Annotated in this window: 18 protein-coding genes; 12 read left to right on the forward strand and 6 right to left on the reverse strand. The window is 68.8% G+C overall.

All coding sequences use genetic code 11. The features are described from left to right. Window positions 1–987, reverse strand: a 987-nt coding sequence (locus D588_RS0103940) for an ABC transporter permease subunit (RefSeq protein ID WP_017915054.1), incomplete at its 3' end; no start/stop codon positions are given. A gap of 522 nt (window positions 988–1,509) precedes the next feature. Then, a complete protein-coding gene (locus D588_RS0103945) occupies window positions 1,510–4,299 on the reverse strand; it encodes a bifunctional diguanylate cyclase/phosphodiesterase (RefSeq protein ID WP_026143349.1) in 2,790 nt (929 codons plus the stop codon). 163 nt (window positions 4,300–4,462) lie between these two features. Here D588_RS0103945 and D588_RS0103950 point away from each other — a divergent pair, with 163 nt between their 5' ends. Both D588_RS0103950 and D588_RS0103955 read left to right on the forward strand, forming a co-directional pair. Further along, window positions 4,463–6,565, forward strand: a complete 2,103-nt coding sequence (locus D588_RS0103950; protein WP_232764218.1) for a PAS domain S-box protein — start codon at window positions 4,463–4,465, stop codon at window positions 6,563–6,565. A gap of 4 nt (window positions 6,566–6,569) precedes the next feature. Further along, complete coding sequence (locus D588_RS0103955) at window positions 6,570–8,294, forward strand: EAL domain-containing protein (protein WP_010341742.1); 1,725 nt, start codon at window positions 6,570–6,572, stop codon at window positions 8,292–8,294. A gap of 393 nt (window positions 8,295–8,687) precedes the next feature. Here the strand turns inward: D588_RS0103955 and D588_RS0103960 are convergent, their stop codons facing one another. The 4 genes from D588_RS0103960 to flgA form a co-directional block, all read right to left on the reverse strand. After that, window positions 8,688–9,911, reverse strand: coding sequence for an ATP-binding protein (locus D588_RS0103960; RefSeq protein WP_017915057.1), 1,224 nt, complete (start codon window positions 9,909–9,911; stop codon window positions 8,688–8,690). A gap of 85 nt (window positions 9,912–9,996) precedes the next feature. Beyond that, window positions 9,997–10,335, reverse strand: a complete 339-nt coding sequence (locus tag D588_RS0103965) for a flagella protein (RefSeq protein WP_026143350.1) — start codon at window positions 10,333–10,335, stop codon at window positions 9,997–9,999. A gap of 2 nt (window positions 10,336–10,337) precedes the next feature. Beyond that, window positions 10,338–10,655, reverse strand: a complete 318-nt coding sequence (gene flgM / locus D588_RS0103970; RefSeq protein ID WP_026143351.1) for a flagellar biosynthesis anti-sigma factor FlgM — start codon at window positions 10,653–10,655, stop codon at window positions 10,338–10,340. A gap of 66 nt (window positions 10,656–10,721) precedes the next feature. Beyond that, window positions 10,722–11,366, reverse strand: a complete 645-nt coding sequence (flgA, locus tag D588_RS23960; protein ID WP_017915058.1) for a flagellar basal body P-ring formation chaperone FlgA — start codon at window positions 11,364–11,366, stop codon at window positions 10,722–10,724. A 113-nt stretch (window positions 11,367–11,479) separates the two neighbouring features. On the opposite strand from flgA, the gene D588_RS0103980 reads away from it, so the two are divergent. From D588_RS0103980 to D588_RS0104025, 10 genes are all read left to right on the forward strand, one after another. Further along, on the forward strand, window positions 11,480–12,430 hold the full coding sequence (locus tag D588_RS0103980) for a chemotaxis protein (RefSeq protein WP_026143352.1): 951 nt from the start codon (window positions 11,480–11,482) through the stop codon (window positions 12,428–12,430). Window positions 12,431–12,588: 158 nt separating this feature from the next. Then, window positions 12,589–12,987, forward strand: coding sequence for a flagellar basal body rod protein FlgB (flgB, locus tag D588_RS0103985; protein ID WP_017908569.1), 399 nt, complete (start codon window positions 12,589–12,591; stop codon window positions 12,985–12,987). Window positions 12,988–12,989: 2 nt separating this feature from the next. After that, window positions 12,990–13,397, forward strand: a complete 408-nt coding sequence (gene flgC, locus D588_RS0103990) for a flagellar basal body rod protein FlgC (RefSeq protein WP_017908570.1) — start codon at window positions 12,990–12,992, stop codon at window positions 13,395–13,397. 41 nt (window positions 13,398–13,438) lie between these two features. After that, on the forward strand, window positions 13,439–14,113 hold the full coding sequence (locus D588_RS0103995) for a flagellar hook capping FlgD N-terminal domain-containing protein (protein WP_017908571.1): 675 nt from the start codon (window positions 13,439–13,441) through the stop codon (window positions 14,111–14,113). Window positions 14,114–14,142: 29 nt separating this feature from the next. Then, the gene (gene flgE, locus D588_RS0104000) at window positions 14,143–15,366 is read left to right on the forward strand and encodes a flagellar hook protein FlgE (RefSeq protein WP_017908572.1); all 1,224 of its coding nucleotides are present in this window, start codon (window positions 14,143–14,145) and stop codon (window positions 15,364–15,366) included. Window positions 15,367–15,472: 106 nt separating this feature from the next. Beyond that, window positions 15,473–16,228: a flagellar basal body rod protein FlgF gene (locus D588_RS0104005; RefSeq protein ID WP_017908573.1), complete on the forward strand. Its 756-nt coding sequence runs from the start codon at window positions 15,473–15,475 to the stop codon at window positions 16,226–16,228. Window positions 16,229–16,330: 102 nt separating this feature from the next. Beyond that, window positions 16,331–17,116 carry a flagellar basal-body rod protein FlgG gene (gene flgG / locus D588_RS0104010; protein ID WP_017908574.1) on the forward strand — a complete coding sequence of 262 codons (786 nt, stop codon included), beginning with the start codon at window positions 16,331–16,333 and terminating at the stop codon, window positions 17,114–17,116. A gap of 23 nt (window positions 17,117–17,139) precedes the next feature. Next, window positions 17,140–17,841: a flagellar basal body L-ring protein FlgH gene (gene flgH, locus D588_RS0104015; protein ID WP_017908575.1), complete on the forward strand. Its 702-nt coding sequence runs from the start codon at window positions 17,140–17,142 to the stop codon at window positions 17,839–17,841. Window positions 17,842–17,849: 8 nt separating this feature from the next. Continuing rightward, window positions 17,850–18,968: a flagellar basal body P-ring protein FlgI gene (locus tag D588_RS0104020; protein ID WP_017912877.1), complete on the forward strand. Its 1,119-nt coding sequence runs from the start codon at window positions 17,850–17,852 to the stop codon at window positions 18,966–18,968. Between the two features lies 1 nt (window position 18,969). Next, window positions 18,970–19,403, forward strand: a 434-nt coding sequence (locus D588_RS0104025; protein ID WP_017915059.1) for a rod-binding protein, incomplete at its 3' end; no start/stop codon positions are given.

A 19,403-nucleotide genomic window follows, 5' to 3' on the forward strand; every position in this document is an offset into this window, starting at 1 on the left:
GGCCTGCAGCTGCGGCTGCTGCCGCGGCGTCCAGCGCACCAGCATGGCGCGCTGCCAGACCCAGGCCAGCGGCGCGACCAGCCGCTTGGCCAGGCGCGTGCGCCGCAGCAGGTCGTACAGCCACGACTGCGGCTTGTCCTGCGAGGCGGTGAGTTCGGCGCGGAACTTGTCCGACCAGGCCACGATCGGGCGGAACAGCAACTGGTCGTACAGGGCGATCAGCACCGCCATCGCCATCACCGCCCAGCCGACCGCGGCGAAGTTGCGCTGGGCGATCGCCAGCGCCAGGTACGAGCCGATGCCGGGCAATTCCAGGGTGTGGTCGCCGACGCTGATCGCCTCGGAAGCGACCACGAAGAACCAGCCGCCGGACATGGACATCATCATGTTCCAGATCAGCGAGGGCGTGGCGTACGGCGCCTCCAGCCGCCAGAAACGCTGCCAGGCGCTGAGCCCGAAACCGCGCGACACCTCGTCCAGGTCGCGCGGCACGTTGCGCAGCGATTGATAGAACGAGAACGCCATGTTCCAGGCCTGGCTGGTGAAGATGGCGAAGATCGAGGCCAGCTCGGCGCCGATCTGTCGGCCGGGGAACAGGCCCAGGAAGAAGGTCACGGTGAAGGTAAGGAAGCCCAGCACCGGCACCGACTGCAGGATGTCCAGCGCCGGCACGATCACCCGCTCGGCGCGCCGGCTCTTGGCGGCCAGGGTCGCCACCACGAAGGTGAACACCAGCGAGGCGGCCATCGCCGCGAACATGCGCAAGGTGGTGCGCAGGCCGTATTCGGGGAGCTGCCACAGGTCCAGCGACACCGCGGCGGTGCCGGCCGGCGGCAGCGGCGCGCGCATGTCGGATGCGCCGTGCAGCAGCAACGCACCCAGGCCCAGCAGCAGCGCGAACACCGCAAGATCGTGCAGGTTGGGCAGTACGCCGGGGCGTGCGGCGAGCTGTCCGGGCGCGGAGCGGTCGCGGGCGAATGGCAGCATGGGAAGATCCGGCAGGAGCGGCAGCGAACGCCGCAGGAAAAAGGACGCTGGCGCGGGTCGCGAAGCGGACCGCCCAGTGTGACCGGGGAAGATGTACGCCGTGCGTCAGCCGCTGCCGGCCGCGCGGGTGTCCCCAGACAATGCGCTGCACGCACGCCGTCGCCACACGACGCAACCGCGCAGCGACGGACGGCTCAGGGAGGATGGCGATGGCAGGCGCATGGGCGGCTCCGACGATGGGCAACGCCAGGGGCTACGCTCGGAGTCCTCGCGGATCGGGCTTGCGCACTCTCGGAATCAAGGCCAGCACCGCGCGGGGCTGGCGAACGATCCCGTCCTGAGCGGACGGGACCCATCTGGGACGACCCAGACCGTGGCGGTCCTGTCAGCTCTGTCGCTGCAGCGTCGGTCTAGGATGACTGTCCAAGGAAGGTGGCCTCTGGCCGGAAAACGATGGGCGCGCGCAGTATAGCCAGCTGCTGCGTCGCCGCAAGCCCGTGCAGCGCACGCGGCGCCGCACATTCACTGCGCAGCCAGCACCAGCCGCGGGTGTGTGGCCGGCGCCACCTGCTGGCGCGCGCGCAACCAGGCGGCCAGCTCGCGCGGCGGCAGCGGCCGCGAGTGCAGATAGCCCTGGATCTCGTCGCAGCCCTGCTCCCGCAGCAAGGCCTCTTCCTGCACGGTTTCCACGCCCTCGGCCACCACCTGCATGCCCAGCGCGTGGCCGAGCTGCACGATCGCCTGGGTGACCTTGGCGGTGCCGCTGTCGTGCAGCATGTCCTGCACGAAGCTGCGGTCGATCTTCAGGCGCTGCACCGGGAAGCGATTGAGGTAATGCAGGTTGGAGAAGCCGGTGCCGAAGTCGTCGACCGCCAGCAGCACGCCTTCCTGTTCGAACAGTTCGAAGCAGCGGCGCAGCGATTCGCTGTCGCGGATCAGCGCCGACTCGGTCAGCTCCAGCTCCAGCCGCTTCGGCGACCAGCCATTGCGCTGGCACAGCTCGATGACCCGTTCGGCGAAGCCGCGGTCGCGCAACTGCATCGCCGAGACGTTCACCGAGACCCGGTCGAAGCTCAGCCCCGCCGCATCCCAGGCCGCGGCCTGGCGGCAGGCCTCGCCGATCACCCAGTCGCCCAGGCGCACGATCTCGCCGCATTCCTCGGCGATCGGAATGAACTCGGCCGGGTTGCAATGGCCGTGGCCGGGGCGGTGCCAGCGCAGCAGCGCTTCCACCGCCGGCGCGCGCTCGCCCGCCGCGTGCACCAGCGGCTGATACACCAGCGAGAACTCCTCGCGGTCCAGCGCGCCATGCAGCGCATGCTCGATCTCCAGGCGCCGCTGCGCGCGCAGCAGCACGTCCTGGCTGTAGTAATGGCAGGTGTTGCGTCCGGACTCCTTGGCCGCGTACATCGCCGCGTCGGCGGCGCGCAGCAGGCCGTCGAAGTCCTGGCGCCCCTCCTCCATCAGCGCGATGCCGATGCTGGCGCCGATCTTGATCACGTTCTCGCCGCTGTGCAGCGGCTCGGCCAGCGCCGCGATCAGCTTGCGCGCCACGTGCCCGGCATCGCCCGGCTCGGCCAGGTCGCGCAGCACCACCACGAACTCGTCGCCGCTGAAACGGCCGAACAGGTCGCTGGTGCGCAGCTGCTGATGCATGCGGGTGGCCGCCAGCTTCAGCAGCGCGTCGCCGGTGGCGTGGCCGAAGGAATCGTTGATGCTCTTGAAGCCGTCCAGGTCGACGAACAGCATCGCCAGCGTGGTGCCGCGCTCCACCGCCTCGTGCATCGCCTTCTCGGCCTGCTCGCGCAGCAGCTGCCGGTTCGGCAGGCCGGTCAGCAGGTCGTAGTGGGCCAGCAGCTCGATGCGCTCGCTGGCCTCGCGTTCGCGGGTGATGTCGCGGAACAGCACCACGAAGCGCGGCGGCAGGCCGTCGCGTTCGTCCAGCTCGATCAGCACCTGCACCCAGATGCGCTGCCCGGACGGGCGGTGGAAGCACAGGTCCAGTTGCTCCGGCAGGCCGCCCTCGGTGATGCGCACCAGCGCCGACTCGAACGCATCGCGCGAGTCCTGGGTGTACAACGCCAGCGCATGGTCCAGATCGATGGCCTCCTTGCGCAGGCCATGGATGCGGTAGCACTCCTCGGTCCACTGCATGCGCCGGGTGCCGACCTCGATCTCGCAGCCGCCGATCTTGCCCAGCGCCGAGACGCGGTTGAGCAGCTCGGTGCGCCAGCGGATCAGGGCGTCGGTCTGGCGCTGCTCGGTGATGTTCTGCACCTGGCCGAGCACGCGCTGGATGCGGCCGTCGGCCTCCACCTGCGGCTGCGCCCACACCCGCAGGTGCAGCGGCGACTCGCTGCCACACACCAGCTCGACCTCGAAGTTGGCCGGCTTGGCCTCGCGGGCCATGCGCCGCCAGACCGAGATCAGCTGCGCCATCGAATCGCGGCTGAGCAGGCGCAGCCACCCGCGGCTGCTCGGCGCCTGCTGTTCGTCCAGCCCGGTGACGCGCAGGAATTCGCGCGAGCACCACACCCGGTCGCGCAGCGGATCCCAGGACCAGCTGCCCATGCGGGTCATGCGCTGCGCCTCGCGCAGCAGGGTCTGCTGGTCGCGCAGGCGCTGCTCGAGCAGCTTCTGCTCGTGGATGTCGGTATGCGTGCCGATCATGCGCAGCGGACTGCCGTCGGCGGTGCGCGCGACGATGCGGCCGCGGTCCAGGATCCAGTGCCACTGCCCGTCCTGCCGGCGCAGGCGGAACTCGCACATATAGGTTTCGGTGCGGCCCTCGAAATGCGCGCGGATCGCCTGGCGCAGGCGCTCCTGGTCGTCGCCGTGGACCAGCGGCAGCAACGCGTTCAGGCCGTCGGCCGGGGCATCGCCGGCGTAGCCGAGCATCCGCTTCCAGCGCTCGGAGCGGAAGATGGTGTCGCTGGGGATGTCCCAGTCCCACAGCCCGTGCTCGGCGCTGTCCAGGGCGATCTCCCAGCGGGTGGCGCCATCGCTGCCGACCGGTTCGGGCACGCTGAGGGTATAGGCCAGCAGGCCGCCGCTGTCGTCGCGCACCGCGCGCAGCCAGCCGTCCAGGCGTCGCCCGGCGGTGCCGGGCAAGGCGCAGGCCAGCATGGTCTCGCCGCCGAACAGGCGCTCGCGGGCCGCACGCAACAACTCGGCGTACGCCTCCACGGTGCGCGGCAGCTCCAGTGCCTGCGCTGCCCGGTTCGCCGCCAGCGGCCTGCCATCGGCGTCCAACAGGACGAGCGCCGAGGTGAGCGGGTGCTGCAGCAAGCTTGCGATGACGCCTTGATCCACGCCGAGATGCTCCGTTTCGCCGCCCTGAAGGCCAGCGGTCGAAGGTGATAACGGCACCCGGCGGCATTAATTGAGCGCCCGCACCGCCCGACCATGGGCCGCGGCGGCCGTCAGCGGCTAAGATGTCCGCCGGACACGGACCACCGCAGCAGGCTGCCGGGGCATGCAACCACAACGCGACAGCTCCCTGCCCCATCAGGCGACCTCCGGCATGCGCCTGGCGCAGCGCCTGGACCGTGGCATCTGGAGAGTGGTGCTGCTGTACGTGCTGCTGGGGCTGGCGCTGTCGATCGGCAGCGATCTGGTTTTGGCGCATTTCGTAGACGATCCCCGCACGTTGATCGTCCTGCAGTTGGTCAACGACGCCCTGTTCCTGACCCTGACCGCAATCGCCCTGTACTACCTGCTGCGCCCGCTGGTGCGGGCCGCGGTGCAGGCGCACACCCGGCTGGCGCTGTCGGAGGCCGGCTACCGGCAGATGTTCCACGCCAATCCCAGCCCGATGCTGGTCTACGACCTGGAAAGCCTGCGCATCCTCGACGTGAACCCCACCGCGGTCGCCTTCTTCGGCTGGTCGCACGACGAGTTCGTCGGACTGGAATTGGCGCGGCTGTGGCCGCCCAGCGCCAGCGCCCGCCTGGCCGAGGTGATCGAGACGATCCGGCAGACCCCGTCCAAGACCTGCGTGGTGGCCGAGCCGCTGCGCCTGCGCGACGGTAGCCAGTGCATGGCCGAGGCGCGCAGTACCAGCCTGGACTACCACGGCCGGCAGGCGCGGCTGGTGGTGATCAGCGACCGCAGCGCCGAGTACGACGCGCAGCGCCGCCGCGACCAGGCCCTGCAGCATCTGCAGGAGGCGCAGTCGATCGCGCGGCTGGGCTCCTGGCAACTGGACCGGGCCAGCGGCCTGGGCAGTTACTCCGAGCAGGTCTACCGGATGCTCGGCCGGCGCGTGCCGGACCAGCCGCGCCAGCACCGCCTGGAAGAGCTGCTGGTCCCGCCCGACGTGGCCTCGCAGGCGCGCATCCAGCGGGTGATCGAGGACCTGTGCGGCAGCGCGCCGCTGCAACTGGACATGCTGCTGCCGGTGCTGGCCGCCGACGGCCAGGCGCGCATGCTGCATCTGCGCGCCGAATCGTCCAGCGACGACGCAGGCGGCGCCTGCGTGCACGGCACCCTGCAGGACGTGACCGAGCACGAGCGCTCGCGGCGCCTGCTGCACGAGCGCGAGGAGCAGTTCCGCGAACTGGTGCGGGTGCTGCCGGACGGTGTGGCGATCCTGCACCAGGAACACGTGCTGTACGCCAACGCCGCCTGCGCCGGGCAGTTCGGCTTCGAGGGCGAGAACCTGCTCGGCGAGCCGCTGCAGGGCCTGGTCGACAGCGCCGACCTGGCGCTGGTACGGCAACGGATGGGCGCGGCCGGGGCCAAGGGCGAACGCGGTGCCACCGCACGCATGTGCCGCCGCGACGGCTCGCTGTTCCATGCCGGGCTGTCGTTCGGCAACGTCCGCTACAGCGGCCGCGACTGCAAGCTGCTGATCGTGCGCGACCTCAGCGAACCGGAGCGCATGCGCGACGCGCTGGCGCAGAGCAACCGCGAACTGCAGGCGATGGCGCGGCGCCTGTTCTCGCTGCAGGAAGACGAGCGCCGGGCGATCTCGCGCGACCTGCACGACGATATCGGCCAGGCCATCACCGCGATGAAGCTGTCGGCGCACGCGGCGCTGGACGAGACCGACGCCGAGCGCCGCCGCGAGGATCTCAGCGAGATCGTGAACCTGGCCGACAGTAGCATCACCAAGCTGCGCAACCTGTCCACGCTGCTGCGGCCGCCGCAACTGGACGCGCTGGGCCTGGAAGCGGCGTTGCGCTGGCAGGCCGGCATGCTGTTCCGCGCGTCGCCGGTGCGCCTGCACCTGGACATCGCCACCCTGCCCGAGCGCCCCAGCGGCGAGGTCGAACAGGCCTGCTTCCGCATCGCCCAGGAGAGCCTGACCAACGTGCTGCGCCATGCCAGCGCCGGCGAGGTGCGGATGACCCTCGGCGACGAGGAACGCCAGCGCCTGCGCCTGGAAGTGGTCGACGATGGCGACGGTTTCGATCCGGCCGGGCCGCGCGGCCTGGGCCTGATCGTGATGCGCGAGCGCGCGCAGAGCGCCGGCGGTACCCTGCAGATCGACACCGCGCCCGGCGCCGGCACCCGGGTGACGCTGTGCCTGCCCTACACCACCGCGGCACCACCGTCGCCCCCGCCTGGAACCTGAGCCGATGTGGAATCCCGCCAGCGCCGTACCCGTGGACGACGAACTGCCGTCGCGCCTGGGTGCGGGCCATCCCGCCCTGACCGGCATGATCGCCGAGGCGCTCGCCGGCGGGCCGGGGGTGATGCTGCTGCACATCGACATCGACCACTTCGCCTCGATCAACGAGAACATGAGCCCGGAGGTCGGCGACCAGGCGCTGGCGCTGCTCGCGCACCGGCTGCAGGCGCACCTGCGCGGCCGCGGCCTGCTGTGGCGCCATGGCAGCGACGAACTGGTGATGGCGGTACCGCGCACCGCCGACGTGCCGCCGCCGGAAGCCTTCGCCGAGGAGATCCGGCAGCAGATCGAGCTGCCGCTGTCGGTGCTGCCGTACACCCTGTTCATGACCGGCAAGATCGGCGTGAGCCTGTGCCCGGAGCATTCCACGCGGTTGTCGACCCTGCTCGACTTCGCCGAGGATGCGGTCTACCAGGCCGCGCGCGAAGGCGGCAACCTGGTGCGCCTGTACGCCGCCGACGGCCCGCCCAGCGCGCACAGCGAGAGCATCATCTCGCGGCAGATCGTCGACGCCATTCCCAACGGCGAGCTGCGCCTGCGCTACCAGCCGATGGTCAGCGCCCGCGACGGTCGCGTGGTCGGCATGGAATCGCTGCTGCGCTGGCAGTCGCCGACCCTGGGCATCCTGGTGCCGGAGCGCTTCATGCGCACCGCCGAGCGCCTGGGCGTGATCGTGCAGATCGGCACCTGGGTGATGGAAGGCGCGCTGCGCCAGGCGCGGCTGTGGCGCGACCAGGGCTTCGACGACTTCACCATCGCGGTCAACGTCTCCACCCTGCAGCTGCTGCGCCCGACCTTCTTCAACGAGGTGATGTCGGCGCTGCAGGCGGCCGGGGTACCGCCGCAGATGGTGGTGCTGGAGATCAACGAGAGCGCGTTGACCAACAACGTCAACTTCGTCCACGAGACCCTGGCTAATCTCTGCCGCGAAGGCATCAGCCTGAGCCTGGACAACTTCGGCACCGGCGACTCCAGCCTCAGCGCGCTGGTGCGCTACCCGGTTGACAAGCTGAAGATCGACCGCAGCTTCATCAAGAGCGCGCCGGCCGGCAACCGCGAGGCGGCGATCGCCCGCGCGATCATCGCCATGGGCCACCAGCTGGGCATGGTGGTGATCGCCAACGGCGTCGAATCGCAGGCGCAGCTCGGCTTCCTGCGCCGCAACGACTGCGACATCTTCCAGGGCTATCTGTTCGGCGAGCCGATGTCCGCCGAAGCGGCGGGCATGGCCCTGCGCCGGCGCTACCTGCGCCCGGAATCGTTCACCGAGACCCGCCCGGACCGCACCCTGCTGCTGCTCGACGACGAGGAGAACGTGCTGCGCTCGCTGGTGCGGCTGTTCCGCCGCGACGGCTACCGCATCCTCGCCGCCGGCAACGTCCGCGACGCCTTCGACCTGCTCGCCACCAACGACGTGCAGGTGATCCTGTCCGACCAGCGCATGTCCGACATGAGCGGCACCGAATTCCTGGGCCGGGTGAAGATGCTCTACCCCGACACCATCCGCCTGGTCCTGTCCGGCTACACCGACCTGGCCACCGTTACCGACGCGATCAACCGCGGCGCGATCTACCGCTTCCTGACCAAGCCGTGGAACGACGACGAACTGCGCGAACACATCCGCCAGGCCTTCCGCACGCACGACGAACAGCGGCGGGATGCGGGGCCCTGAGGGGCCGGGAATCGGGAACGGGGAATCGGGAATGCGAAAAGCCGCATTGCGGCTTTTCATTTTTCAGGTCAGGTCACTGAGGCGAGATCGGCGACACGGAAAGCGAACAGCGTCAGCGCTCCCGCTTTTCCTACTCCCCATTCCCGATTCCCCATTCCCAGCTATTAGGGCTGCCTAACAGGAATCACGATCCGGACCGTCGAGCCTTGAACAGCGACGGGATTCGGGGTCCTGAGGGGCCGGGAATCGGAAACGGGGAATCAGGAATGGGAAAAGCCGCATTGCGGCCTTTCGTTTTTCAGGTCAGTTCATTGAAACGACATCGGGTGCGGAAAGCGGCAGCGGCAGTGTTCCCGCTGTTCCGATTCCCCATTCCCGATTCCCCATTCCCAGCTACTTCGGCTGCCTAACCGGAATCACGATCCGGAACGTCGAGCCCTCGCCGACGACGCTGCTGACATCGATGCGGCCGTGGTGCTTGTTGACGATGCCGTAGGAGATCGACAGGCCCAGGCCGGTGCCGCTGCCGACCGGTTTGGTGGTGAAGAACGGGTCGAAGATGCGCTGCAGCAAGTCCGCCGGAATGCCGGCGCCGGAGTCCTTGAACTCGATCCACACCTCCTCGCCGTCCTGGCCGGTACTGACCACGATGGTGCCGCGCTCGCCGATCGCCTGGCCGGCGTTGAGCAGCAGGTTCATGTACACCTGGTTGAGCTCGGACGGCAGGCACTCCACCAGTGGCAGGTTGCCGTAGTGGCGCTCCAGGGTGACCTTGTACTTGAGCTCGTTCCAGATGATGTTGATCGTCGATTCCAGGCCCGAATGCAGGTCCACCAGCTTCCACGACTCCTCGCGGCCGGAATAGGAGAAGTCCTTGAGGTCGCGGACGATGCGGGTCACGCGCTCGATGCCTTCGCGCGACTCGGCCATCAGTTGCGGCAGGTCGCGGCTGATGAAATCGATGTCGAAGCGGTTGCGGATGTCGTCGATCTCCGGGATCAGCGCCTTCGGATCCGGCGCGCGCAGGGCGCGCTCGTAGGCCTCGATCAGGGTGAACAGGCTGCGCAGGTATTCCTGCAGGCTGCCCAGGTTGGAATGGACGTAGCCGATCGGGTTGTTGATCTCATGGGCGACGCCGGCGGCGAGCTGGCCGATCGAGGCCATCTTCTCCGACTGCAGCAGTTTTTCCTGGGCGCCGTTGAGGCGCAGATAGGCCTGGCGCAGTTCGGCGTGGCGTTGCTGCAGTTCCTGTTCGTAGTCCTGCTGGCCTTCGATGCCCTGGATCAGCATCAGGTAATGGCCGCCGTCCGCGTCGGCGTGGAAGTACAGGTGCGCCAGCACCACGTGCTGTTCGGTCGGCAAGCTGCCGCTCCAGCGGCCACTGCTGCGCGCCTGCGACAGCGCGTCGCCCGGCAGCCACTGCGCCAGATGCGAGGCCAATGCGCCGGTGTCGGCGCTGGAGGAGAGATGGCGGCGCGCGGCGCTGTTGGCGAGCAGCAACTGGCCGTCGGCGCGGAACAGCACCACGCCTTCGTAGAGCAGTTCGCTCAGGGCGAGCAGGTTCTCGCGTGCGGGCAGGACGAGCGGTGCGTTGGGATTGATTTCGGCGAAATTCACGACAGGCGGCGGGCGATCGATGGATGCCCAATATACGCCGTTGCCGCCGGCGGATGCGCGTCCCGCAGTGGGACTGCGCCGCGGCTTAGGCGACCGCCAGCGGACGCTGGGAGAGCGGCGTGCTGGACTCGCCGTTGGCGTCGTAGGAGGACGCGCTCTCGCTGCGGCCGAGGTGGCGCAGCGCCCAGTTGACCTCGCGTCGGCGCCGCGACAGTAGCGCGCCGTTGGCGCGATTGGCGTCGGCCAGCTCACGCAGCCGCAGTTCGGCCTCGGCGCCGGCGGGCACGTCCGCCTCCAGTGCGCGCAGTGCCGCCAGCTTGGCGCTGGTCGCCTGCATGAGGCCTTCCACGTTGTGATCCAACAACGCCTGGCGCTCGCCGGCGAGCGCGTCGCTGAGCTGCTGCAGGGGGTTGGTCACGGACATGTTCATGCGCCGAGTTGCCGATCCATGTCGATCATGCGGCTGGCGATCGCGTCGGGGTTGATCTTGTAGCTGCCGTTCTGCAGCGCCGAGCGCACCGCATCGACGCGGCTACTGTCCACCGCCGGCGCGGCCGACAGTTGGCGCTGCAGGGTCTGCAGGCCGGACGCTTCGCCGGTCAGGCGCAGGCTATCGGTGGCTGCGGCCGCACCGACCGCACGCTCCTTGCCTTCCTCGGACGCGCCGGAGGCGGCCTTGGTCGAGACGGACGACGTGCGAAGGGTGGCCGGGCTCGGCAAACTCCCTTCAATTTTCTGGGTCATGACGGACATCCTGTTACGGGTTCGGTGTAGGTAACGGCACAGCGTCGGAGAACTTTAGCCGGATTCTTAGCGCGTCACTAAAACGTCGCCATTTTGTGACACAGTTCCCTGAACGATGCGCTTGGACGACAGGTTTTCGACGGTCACCCGCTCGTTTTCGCCCGCATCGCCCAGTGCACGGCCGGACATGCGCACTTCCAGGCCGCCACTGCGTGCCACCAGCGCCACATTGTCGCCGCGCCGGACCAGCCGCGGCGCGACCAGGTCGGTGGCGGACAGCAGGGTGCCGGCCGGCAGGGTTCGCCGCACCACCTTGCCGATCGCCGCTTCCGGCTCGGTCATCGCGGCGCCGACGATGCGCGCCGCGTCGCGCTTCTCGGGGACGATATCGGCCGCGCCGATGGTTTCTCCAGCGGACAGGCCGCGCGCCAGCACCAGCACATGCTGCATGCGCCGCACCTTCACCGGCACGAACAGCCGCCAGCCGGTCTCGCGCGGGCAACTCACCTCCACGGTCGTGGTGCCGGTCGGCTGCGCCTGCAGCGGCACCGGGCACAGCGGTACCCGCACCGAGGGGTCCAGGGTCGCCTCGGCATCGGCGTCGGCCCCGGCCAGCGACAGCGCCGCGGCGCGGATCGACTCCACCGACTGGAAGTCCGCAGCCCAGGCCGGCGTCGCCGCCAGCAGGACCAGCAATAGGATCGGGCGCATGGCCGTCTCTCTGGGAAAGGTCGCCGGCACCATGCAAACGCCGTGCCGCAAACCGCACGTCCGATCCGGACCGCGCCCTCAAGTTCCGCCGCGCAGGCGCCGATATGAACGCCATGAGTCATGACCTTCTCAACCGAATCGACCAGCGCACCCGCTTGGCGGGCCACAACCGGCTTGCCCTGCTGCTGTTCCGGCTGGGCGGTCGTCAGCTTTTTGGCGTGAACGTCTTCAAGGTGCAGGAAGTGCTGCGCCGGCCGGAGCTGTTCCAGGTGCCGGGGCTGCCGCTGCAATTCTCCGGCGTCGCCGACGTGCGCGGGCGCTCGGTGCCGGTGCTCGACCTGGGCCTGGCCATCGGCCATCCGGAGCGCGAGCCGAACGCGGACACCGCCCCAGGCTATCTGGTGGTGACCGAATTCAACCGCTCGGTGCAAGGCTTCCTGGTCAGCGGCGTGGAACGCATCGTCAACATCGCGGTGGAGGACATCCATCCGCCGCCGGAACTGGGCGCCGAGTCCAGCTACCTGACCGCGGTGACCCGTTTCCAGGGCGAGCTGATCCAGGTGATCGACGTGGAAAGCGTGCTGGCCGACATCGCCCAGACCCGGGTCGAGGCCAACCTGGACCCGTCGCTGGCGCTCACCGGCCCGCAGCTGCAGGTGCTGGTGGTCGACGACTCGCGGGTGGCGCGGCAGCAGATCCGCAGCGTGCTGGACCAGCTCGGGGTCGGCGCGACCCTGCTGTCGGACGGCCGCCAGGCCCTGGACCATCTCTTGCAGATCCACGCCGCCGGCGAGAATCCGGCCGAACGCTACGCCATGGTGATCTCGGACATCGAGATGCCGGCCATGGACGGCTACACGCTGACGACGGAAATCCGCCGTCACCCCGGGCTGGCCGGCCTGTACGTGCTGTTGCACACCTCGCTGTCGGGCGTGTTCAACAATGCGATGGTCGAGCGCGTGGGCGCCAATGCCTTCGTGGCCAAGTACAGCCCCAACGAGCTGGCCGAGTACGTGCTGACCCGGCTGCGGGTGGTCGCCGCGGCAGCGCAAGCGGCCGCCTGACCCGGGCGCCGGGTCTCGCTGCGCGGCCTGCCTGACGTTCTAATAGAGCGCGGGCGTCCCCCGCCTCCCGAGGCACCCCCCTGATCTCACGGGCCCCCGCGCCCGCCTTTGGCACGCGCCTTGCCTGTGGTTTCGGCAACGAACCGCGGGATCGTGCCATGTCCAATCCGATCACAGCCTACTTCGGCGTCCATGGCGACGCCCTGCCGCTGCGCGAGCAGCGCATGAAGCTGATCGCCAGCAACCTCAGCAACGTCGACACGCCCGGGTACAAGGCCCAGGACCTGGATTTCGACGCGGCGATGCGTGCCGCGCAGGGACAGCGCGAAGGCACCCAGCTCGCGGTCGACGACAGCCGCCACATCGCGGTCGGCGGCGATGGCCTGAATCCGTTCCAGATCACCCGGGCCGCCAGCCAGCCCAGCATGGACGGCAACACCGTCGATCCTGACGCCGAACGCGCCGCCTACGGCCGCGCCGCGCTGGAGTACCGCGCCTCGCTGAGCTTCCTCGAATCCAAGGTGCGCAGCATGCTCACCGCGATCACGGGCCAATAAGCATGAGCAACCTGCCGATCTTCGACGTCGCCGGCTCCGCGCTGCAGGCGCAGTCGGTACGCATGAGCACCATCGCCAGCAACCTGTCCAACGCCGATTCGGTGGCCGGTTCGGCGGAGGCGGCCTACAAGCCGATCGAGCCGATCTTCCAGGCGGTGCGCAACCCGCACGACAGCAGCCTGACCTCGGTCAACGTCAAGGAAATCGCCCAGACCAACGCACCGCCGATCAAGCGCTACGAACCCGGCCATCCGCTCGCCGACGCCGAGGGCTACATCTATTCGCCCGATGTGGATCCGGTCTCGCAGATGGTCAACCTGATCTCCGCCTCGCGCAACTACCAGGCCGGCGTGGAGGTGCTCAACACCGCCAAGGAACTGGCGCTGGCCACTCTGACCATGGGCCGCTGATCCGCCCTCCTTCCGCCGCGTCACGTCCCAGGACCGCTTCCATGAGCAGCGTCACCACCTCCACCGACACCTATTCCAGCCTGGGCCTGAGCGCCTCGGCCAACACCAGCACCACCAAGAACAAGGCGCTGCAGCAGGCGGACTTCCTGAAGCTGATGACCGAGCAGCTGCAGCACCAGGATCCGCTCAAGCCGATGGACAACAGCCAGATGGTCGCGCAGATGGCGCAGCTGTCGACCGTGCAGGGCATCGGCGACCTCAACAAGACCGTCACCGCGCTGTCCTCGTCGATGAGCACCGACCAGGTGCTGCGCGGCGCCAATCTGATCGGACACAAGGTGCTGGTGCCGTCGGCGACGCTGCCGCTGGGCGCCGAGGGCAGCACCGGCGGCCTGGTCGCGGCCAAGGCCGCCGGCGTGGTCGACGTCACCGTCAGCGACGCCACCGGCCAGCCGATCAAGAAGATCAGCCTCACCGCCGACAAGGCCGGCCAGCTCGATTTCGCCTGGGACGGCACCGACGCAAGCGGCAAGCGCATGCCGGCCGGCAGCTACAGCATCACCGCTGGGCAGACCGATGCCCAGGGCAACCAACTGTCCCTGTCCACCTACGTCCAGGCGCCGGTCGAGAGCGCCATCATCGGATCGGACGGCATCTATCTCGATCTGACCGGGCTCGGCACCACGCCGCTGACCAACGTCCTCCGCGTCAGCTAACGCCACGCCGACATCCACAGGAGTCCACCATGGGTTTCAATACATCGCTGTCCGGCCTCAGGGCGGCCAATACCGACCTCAACGTCACCGCCAACAACATCGCCAACGCCAACACCACCGGCTTCAAGGGCTCGCGCGCCGAGTTCGCCGACCAGTTCACGCTCAACGGCTACGGCCTGGCGCGCAACGCGGTGGGGTCGGGCGTGCGCGTCAGCAACGTCGCCCAGCAGTTCTCGCAGGGCACCATCGATCCGACCGGGCGCAGCCTGGACCTGGCCATTTCCGGCTCCGGCTTCTTTACCCTCTCCAACAACGGCGCTCGCGTGTACTCGCGCGCCGGCAACTTCCAGACCGACGCCAACGGCTATGTGGTCAATCCGCAGGGCGCGCGGCTGCAGGTGTTCCCGCCGGCGAGCAACGGCAACGGCTTTGCGGCCGGTACGCTGACCGACCTGCAGTTGCTGACCACCGACAGCCCGCCCAAGCAGAGCAGCACGGTCAACCTGACCTTCACCCTGCCCGGCAACACCCAGCCGCCGACCGTGGCCACGTTCGATCCGAACGACGCCAACAGCTACAACAACTCCAGCGGCGGCACCACCGTCTACGACTCGCTGGGCGTTGCCCACGTGCAGACCTCGTACTTCGTCAAGACCGCCACGCCCAACCAGTGGACCGTCTACAACTACGTGGACGGCGTCGCCGCCGGCGGCGCCAGCACGCTGCAGTTCTCCAACAGCGGCGCGCTGGTCAGCCCGGCCGACGGCAAGATTCCGCTGGGTTCCTTCACCCCCGCCACCGGCGCCGGCACCCTGTCGCTGACCCTCAACGTGTTCGGGTCGACCCAGTACGGCGAAGCCTTCGCCCTGCGCGGCGCGACCCAGGACGGCTACGCCAGCGGCAAGCTCAACTCGATCAGCATCGACGAGAAGGGCATCGTCTACGCGCGCTACTCCAACAACGCCGACAAGGCGCTGGGCCAGATCGCGGTGACCAACTTCGTCAATCCGCAGGGCCTGAGTTCGCTCGGCGACAACGCCTGGGCGGAAAGCTCGGCATCGGGCATCGCCCGCACCGGCTCGCCTGCGACCTCGGACTTCGGCAGCGTGCAGTCCGGCGCACTGGAATCCTCGACCGTCGACCTGACCGAGCAGCTGGTCAACATGATCGTGGCCCAGCGCAACTTCCAGGCGAACTCGCAGGTGATCTCGACCCAGGATCAGGTCACGCAGACCATCATCAATATGCGTTGATGACCGCCGGGAATCGGGAACGGGGAAACGGGAATCGTAAACGCGGTTCCCGCCACCGACCTCCCGCTTTCCGCCATTCCCGATTCCCCATTCCCGGTTCCCTCCAATGGACAAAGCCCTCTACGTCGCCATGACCGGCGCCCGCGCGTCGCTGCAAGCGCAGGCCACCGTGTCGCACAACCTGGCCAACGTCGAGACCTCCGGGTTCAAGGCGGCGCTGGCCAATACCGAGGCCTATCGGATTCCTGGCGCCGGTTATCCGTCGCGGATCGATGCGCTGCACATCGACCAGGGGTTCAACCGCGACGTCGGCGCGCAGCACCAGACCGGCAATCCGCTGGATCTGTCGCTGGATGCCGATCGCTGGCTGGCGGTGCAGTCCGCCGACGGCAAGGAGGCCTATACGCGCGGCGGCGAATTGGCGCTGACCCCGAACGGCCAGCTGGTCACCGCCAGCGGCCATGCGGTGCTCGACGACCAGGGCAATCCGGTGGCGATTCCGCCGCACCAGTCGCTGGAGATCGGCAACGACGGCACGGTGTCGATCGTGCCGCTGGGCGAAGCGCCCACCGCGATGAGCACCATCGCCACGCTGAAGGTGGTGCAGGCGCCGGCGGACCAGCTCACGCGCCGGCCCGACGGCCTGATGCGCAACGTCAGCGACGATCCGGCCAAGGCCTTTGCGCCGGCCACCGGCAATTCGCTGCGAACCGGGGTACTCGAGGGCAGCAACGTCGATGCCGCCGGCGCGCTGGTGCAGATGATCCAGTTGCAGCGCCAGTTCGAAATGCAGGTGAAGGTCATCAAGAACGGCGACGAGAACGCGCAGTCGGCCAACACCCTGCTGCGTCTGAACGGCTAAGGCACGCCGCGGCGCCAGCGGCGCCGGTTTGGCACGGCACGTGCATCACTCCCTGCGCCCCCGGCGCGTCGTGCCGGGGCCACCATCAGAGGAACTCGGGTCATGAATCAGGCTTTGTGGGTCGCCAAGACCGGACTGGATGCGCAGCAGACGCGCATGTCGGTCGTCTCCAACAACCTGGCCAACACCAACACCACCGGTTTCAAGCGCGACCGCGCCAACTTCGAGGACCTGCTGTACCAACAGCTGCGGCAGCCAGGCGGCGCCAGCTCCTCGCAGACGCAGCTGCCCTCGGGCCTGCAGGTGGGTACCGGCGTGCGCGTGGTCGCCACCGCCAAGGATTTCGAGCAGGGCAGCCAGCAGCAGACCGATCGCGCCCTGGACGTGATGGTCAACGGCCGCGGCTTCTTCGAAGTGCAGATGCCGGACGGCACCTCGGCCTACACCCGCGACGGCAGTTTCCAGATCGATGCGCAGGGCCAGCTGGTCACCAACAGCGGCTACCCGATCCAGCCGGGCATCCAGATCCCGGAAGGCGCGCAGTCGGTGACCATCGGCTCCGACGGCACGGTGAGCGTGCAAGTCGCCGGTACCGCCGCGGCGCTGCAGGTCGGCGCGCTGACCCTGACCGACTTCATCAATCCCTCCGGCCTGCAGGCCCAGGGCCAGAACCTGTATGTGGAAACCGCCGCCTCCGGGCCGGCGACGAACGGCACGCCCGGTCTCAACGGCCTCGGCAAGATCGCGCAGGGCGCGCTGGAAGGCAGCAACGTCAATGTGGTGGAAGAGCTGGTGAGCATGATCGAGACCCAGCGCGCCTACGAGATGAACGCCAAGGCCATCTCCACCACCGACTCGATGCTCGGCTATCTGAACAACAACGTCTGATCCCCTCGCCTCCGGAATCCGCCATGTCGCGCCTGTCCTCTCTCTCCTTCTCCGCCGCGCTGCTGCTGCCGGTCCTGCTCGGCGGTTGCGCCGGTCTGGGCGTGGCCGCCGGCGACGTGCGTCCGTACGCGCCGATGGCGCCGATCGTGCCGGTGATGGCGCCGCAGGCGCAGCCGACCGCGGGTGCGATCTACGCCGCCGGCCCCGGCCTGCAGCTGTACTCCGATCGTCGCGCCCGCGACGTCGGCGACCTGCTGACCATCACCCTGGTCGAAAGCACCAACGCCAGCAGCACCGCCAACACCAGCATCAGCAAGAAGGATGCGGTGACCATGGCCACGCCGACGCTGCTGGGCGCGCCGCTCACCGTCAACGGCACCAACATCCTCAACAACTCCACCAGCGGCGACCGCAGCTTCGCCGGCAAGGGCAACACCGCGCAGAGCAACACCATGCAGGGCAGCATCACCGTGACCGTGATGCAGCGCCTGCCCAACGGCAACCTGGTGATCCAGGGCCAGAAGAACCTGCGGCTGAACCAGGGCGACGAACTGGTGCAGGTGCAGGGCGTGGTCCGCGCCGCCGACATCGCCCCGGACAACACCATTCCCTCCAGCAAGGTGGCCGAAGCGCGCATCGCCTACGGCGGCCGCGGCGCGGTCGCGCAGTCCAACGCGATGGGCTGGCTGAGCCGCTTCTTCAACTCGCGCATCTCGCCGTACTGAGGCCCGCCATGACTCTTCTGTCCCTGCCCTGCCGCCTGCTCGCCGCCGTCGCCCTGTGCGCCGGTCTGGCCGCGCCGGCCGCGGCCGAACGCATCAAGGACCTGGCCCAGGTCGGCGGCGTGCGCAACAACGCGCTGGTCGGCTACGGCCTGGTGGTCGGCCTGGACGGCAGCGGCGACCGCACCAGCCAGGCGCCCTTCACCGTGCAGAGCCTGAAGAACATGCTCGGCGAGCTGGGCGTCAATGTGCCGGCCAACGTCAATCCGCAGCTGAAGAACGTGGCCGCGGTGGCGATCAGCGCGCAGCTGCCGGCGTTCGCCAAGCCGGGCCAGACCATCGACATCACCGTCTCCTCGATCGGCAACGCCATCTCGCTGCGCGGCGGCACCTTGCTGATGGCGCCGCTGAAGGGCGCCGACGGCCAGGTCTATGCGGTCGCGCAGGGCAACCTGGTGGTCGGCGGCTTCGGCGCGCAGGGCAAGGACGGTTCGAGGATCTCGGTGAACGTGCCCAGCGTCGGCCTGATCCCCAACGGCGCGACGGTGGAACGTGCGCTGCCGGACGTGTTCGGCAACACCGGCGAGATCACCCTGAACCTGCACCAGCCCGATTTCACCACCGTCTCGCGCATGGTCTCGGCGCTGGAAAGCACCTTCGGCCCCGGCAGCGCGCATGCGGTGGACGGGTCCACCGTGGCGGTGCGTTCGCCCACCGACCAGAGCGCGCGGATCGGCCTGCTGGCACGGATCGAGAACGTCGAGCTGTCGCCGGGTGCGGCACCGGCCAAGGTGGTGGTCAACGCCCGCACCGGCACGGTGGTGATCGGCTCGCAGGTCCGGGTCAGCCCAGCGGCGATCTCGCACGGCTCGCTGACGGTGACCATCAGCGAAGGCACCCAGGTCAGCCAGCCCAATGCGCTGAGTGGCGGCCAGACCGTGGCCACGCCCAAGTCCACCATCACCGCCACCAACGAAGGCAGCCGCATGTTCAAGTTCGAGGGCGGCACCTCGCTGGATCAGATCGTGCGGGCGGTCAACGAGGTCGGCGCCGCGCCTGGCGACCTGATCGCGATTCTGGAAGCGCTCAAGCAGGCCGGTGCCCTGAGCGCGGAGCTGGAGGTGATCTGACATGCGTATCTCGGCCGCTCCCTTCGACCTGCACGCCTCTACCCAGAACGATCCGGCCAAGATCGACAAGGTCTCGCGCCAGCTCGAAGGGCAGTTCGCCAACATGCTGGTCAAAAGCATGCGCGAGGCCAGTTTCGGCAATTCGCTGTTCCCCGGCGAGAACCAGACCTTCCGCGACATGTACGACCAGCAGCTCGCCAAGGGCCTGACCGACGGCAAGGGGCTGGGCCTGGCGGCGATGATCTCCAAGCAGCTCGGTGGCGGCCAGCCGGCGGCGACCACGCCGGCCAATACCTCGCTGGGCGCGGCCAAGGCGGCCAAGGCCTACTCGCTGGTGTCCGGCCAGTCCGGCAACGGCCCGATGGCGCTGCAGGGCGAGGCCGCGCTTGCCGCCGGTGCCACGGCCGGCGCCGGCGTCGGCCCGTGGAGCGGCGC

It is taken from the genome of Xanthomonas sp. SHU 308 (assembly GCF_000364645.1).
GTDB classification, from domain to species: domain Bacteria; phylum Pseudomonadota; class Gammaproteobacteria; order Xanthomonadales; family Xanthomonadaceae; genus Xanthomonas_A; species Xanthomonas_A sontii.

Excerpts from the sequence above, each read along its gene's own strand:
- flgH (WP_017908575.1), top strand. The coding sequence starts at position 17,140 with ATGTCGCGCCTGTCCTCTCTCTCCTTCTCCGCCGCGCTGCTGCTGCCG.
- D588_RS0103995 (WP_017908571.1), top strand. The coding sequence starts at position 13,439 with ATGAGCAGCGTCACCACCTCCACCGACACCTATTCCAGCCTGGGCCTG.
- flgE (WP_017908572.1), top strand. The coding sequence starts at position 14,143 with ATGGGTTTCAATACATCGCTGTCCGGCCTCAGGGCGGCCAATACCGAC.
- flgG (WP_017908574.1), top strand. The coding sequence starts at position 16,331 with ATGAATCAGGCTTTGTGGGTCGCCAAGACCGGACTGGATGCGCAGCAG.
- flgC (WP_017908570.1), top strand. The coding sequence starts at position 12,990 with ATGAGCAACCTGCCGATCTTCGACGTCGCCGGCTCCGCGCTGCAGGCG.
- D588_RS0103955 (WP_010341742.1), top strand. The coding sequence starts at position 6,570 with ATGTGGAATCCCGCCAGCGCCGTACCCGTGGACGACGAACTGCCGTCG.
- D588_RS0103950 (WP_232764218.1), top strand. The coding sequence starts at position 4,463 with ATGCAACCACAACGCGACAGCTCCCTGCCCCATCAGGCGACCTCCGGC.
- flgM (WP_026143351.1), bottom strand. The coding sequence starts at position 10,655 with ATGACCCAGAAAATTGAAGGGAGTTTGCCGAGCCCGGCCACCCTTCGC.
- flgA (WP_017915058.1), bottom strand. The coding sequence starts at position 11,366 with ATGCGCCCGATCCTATTGCTGGTCCTGCTGGCGGCGACGCCGGCCTGG.
- D588_RS0104005 (WP_017908573.1), top strand. The coding sequence starts at position 15,473 with ATGGACAAAGCCCTCTACGTCGCCATGACCGGCGCCCGCGCGTCGCTG.
- D588_RS0103980 (WP_026143352.1), top strand. The coding sequence starts at position 11,480 with ATGAGTCATGACCTTCTCAACCGAATCGACCAGCGCACCCGCTTGGCG.
- D588_RS0104020 (WP_017912877.1), top strand. The coding sequence starts at position 17,850 with ATGACTCTTCTGTCCCTGCCCTGCCGCCTGCTCGCCGCCGTCGCCCTG.
- D588_RS0103965 (WP_026143350.1), bottom strand. The coding sequence starts at position 10,335 with ATGTCCGTGACCAACCCCCTGCAGCAGCTCAGCGACGCGCTCGCCGGC.
- flgB (WP_017908569.1), top strand. The coding sequence starts at position 12,589 with ATGTCCAATCCGATCACAGCCTACTTCGGCGTCCATGGCGACGCCCTG.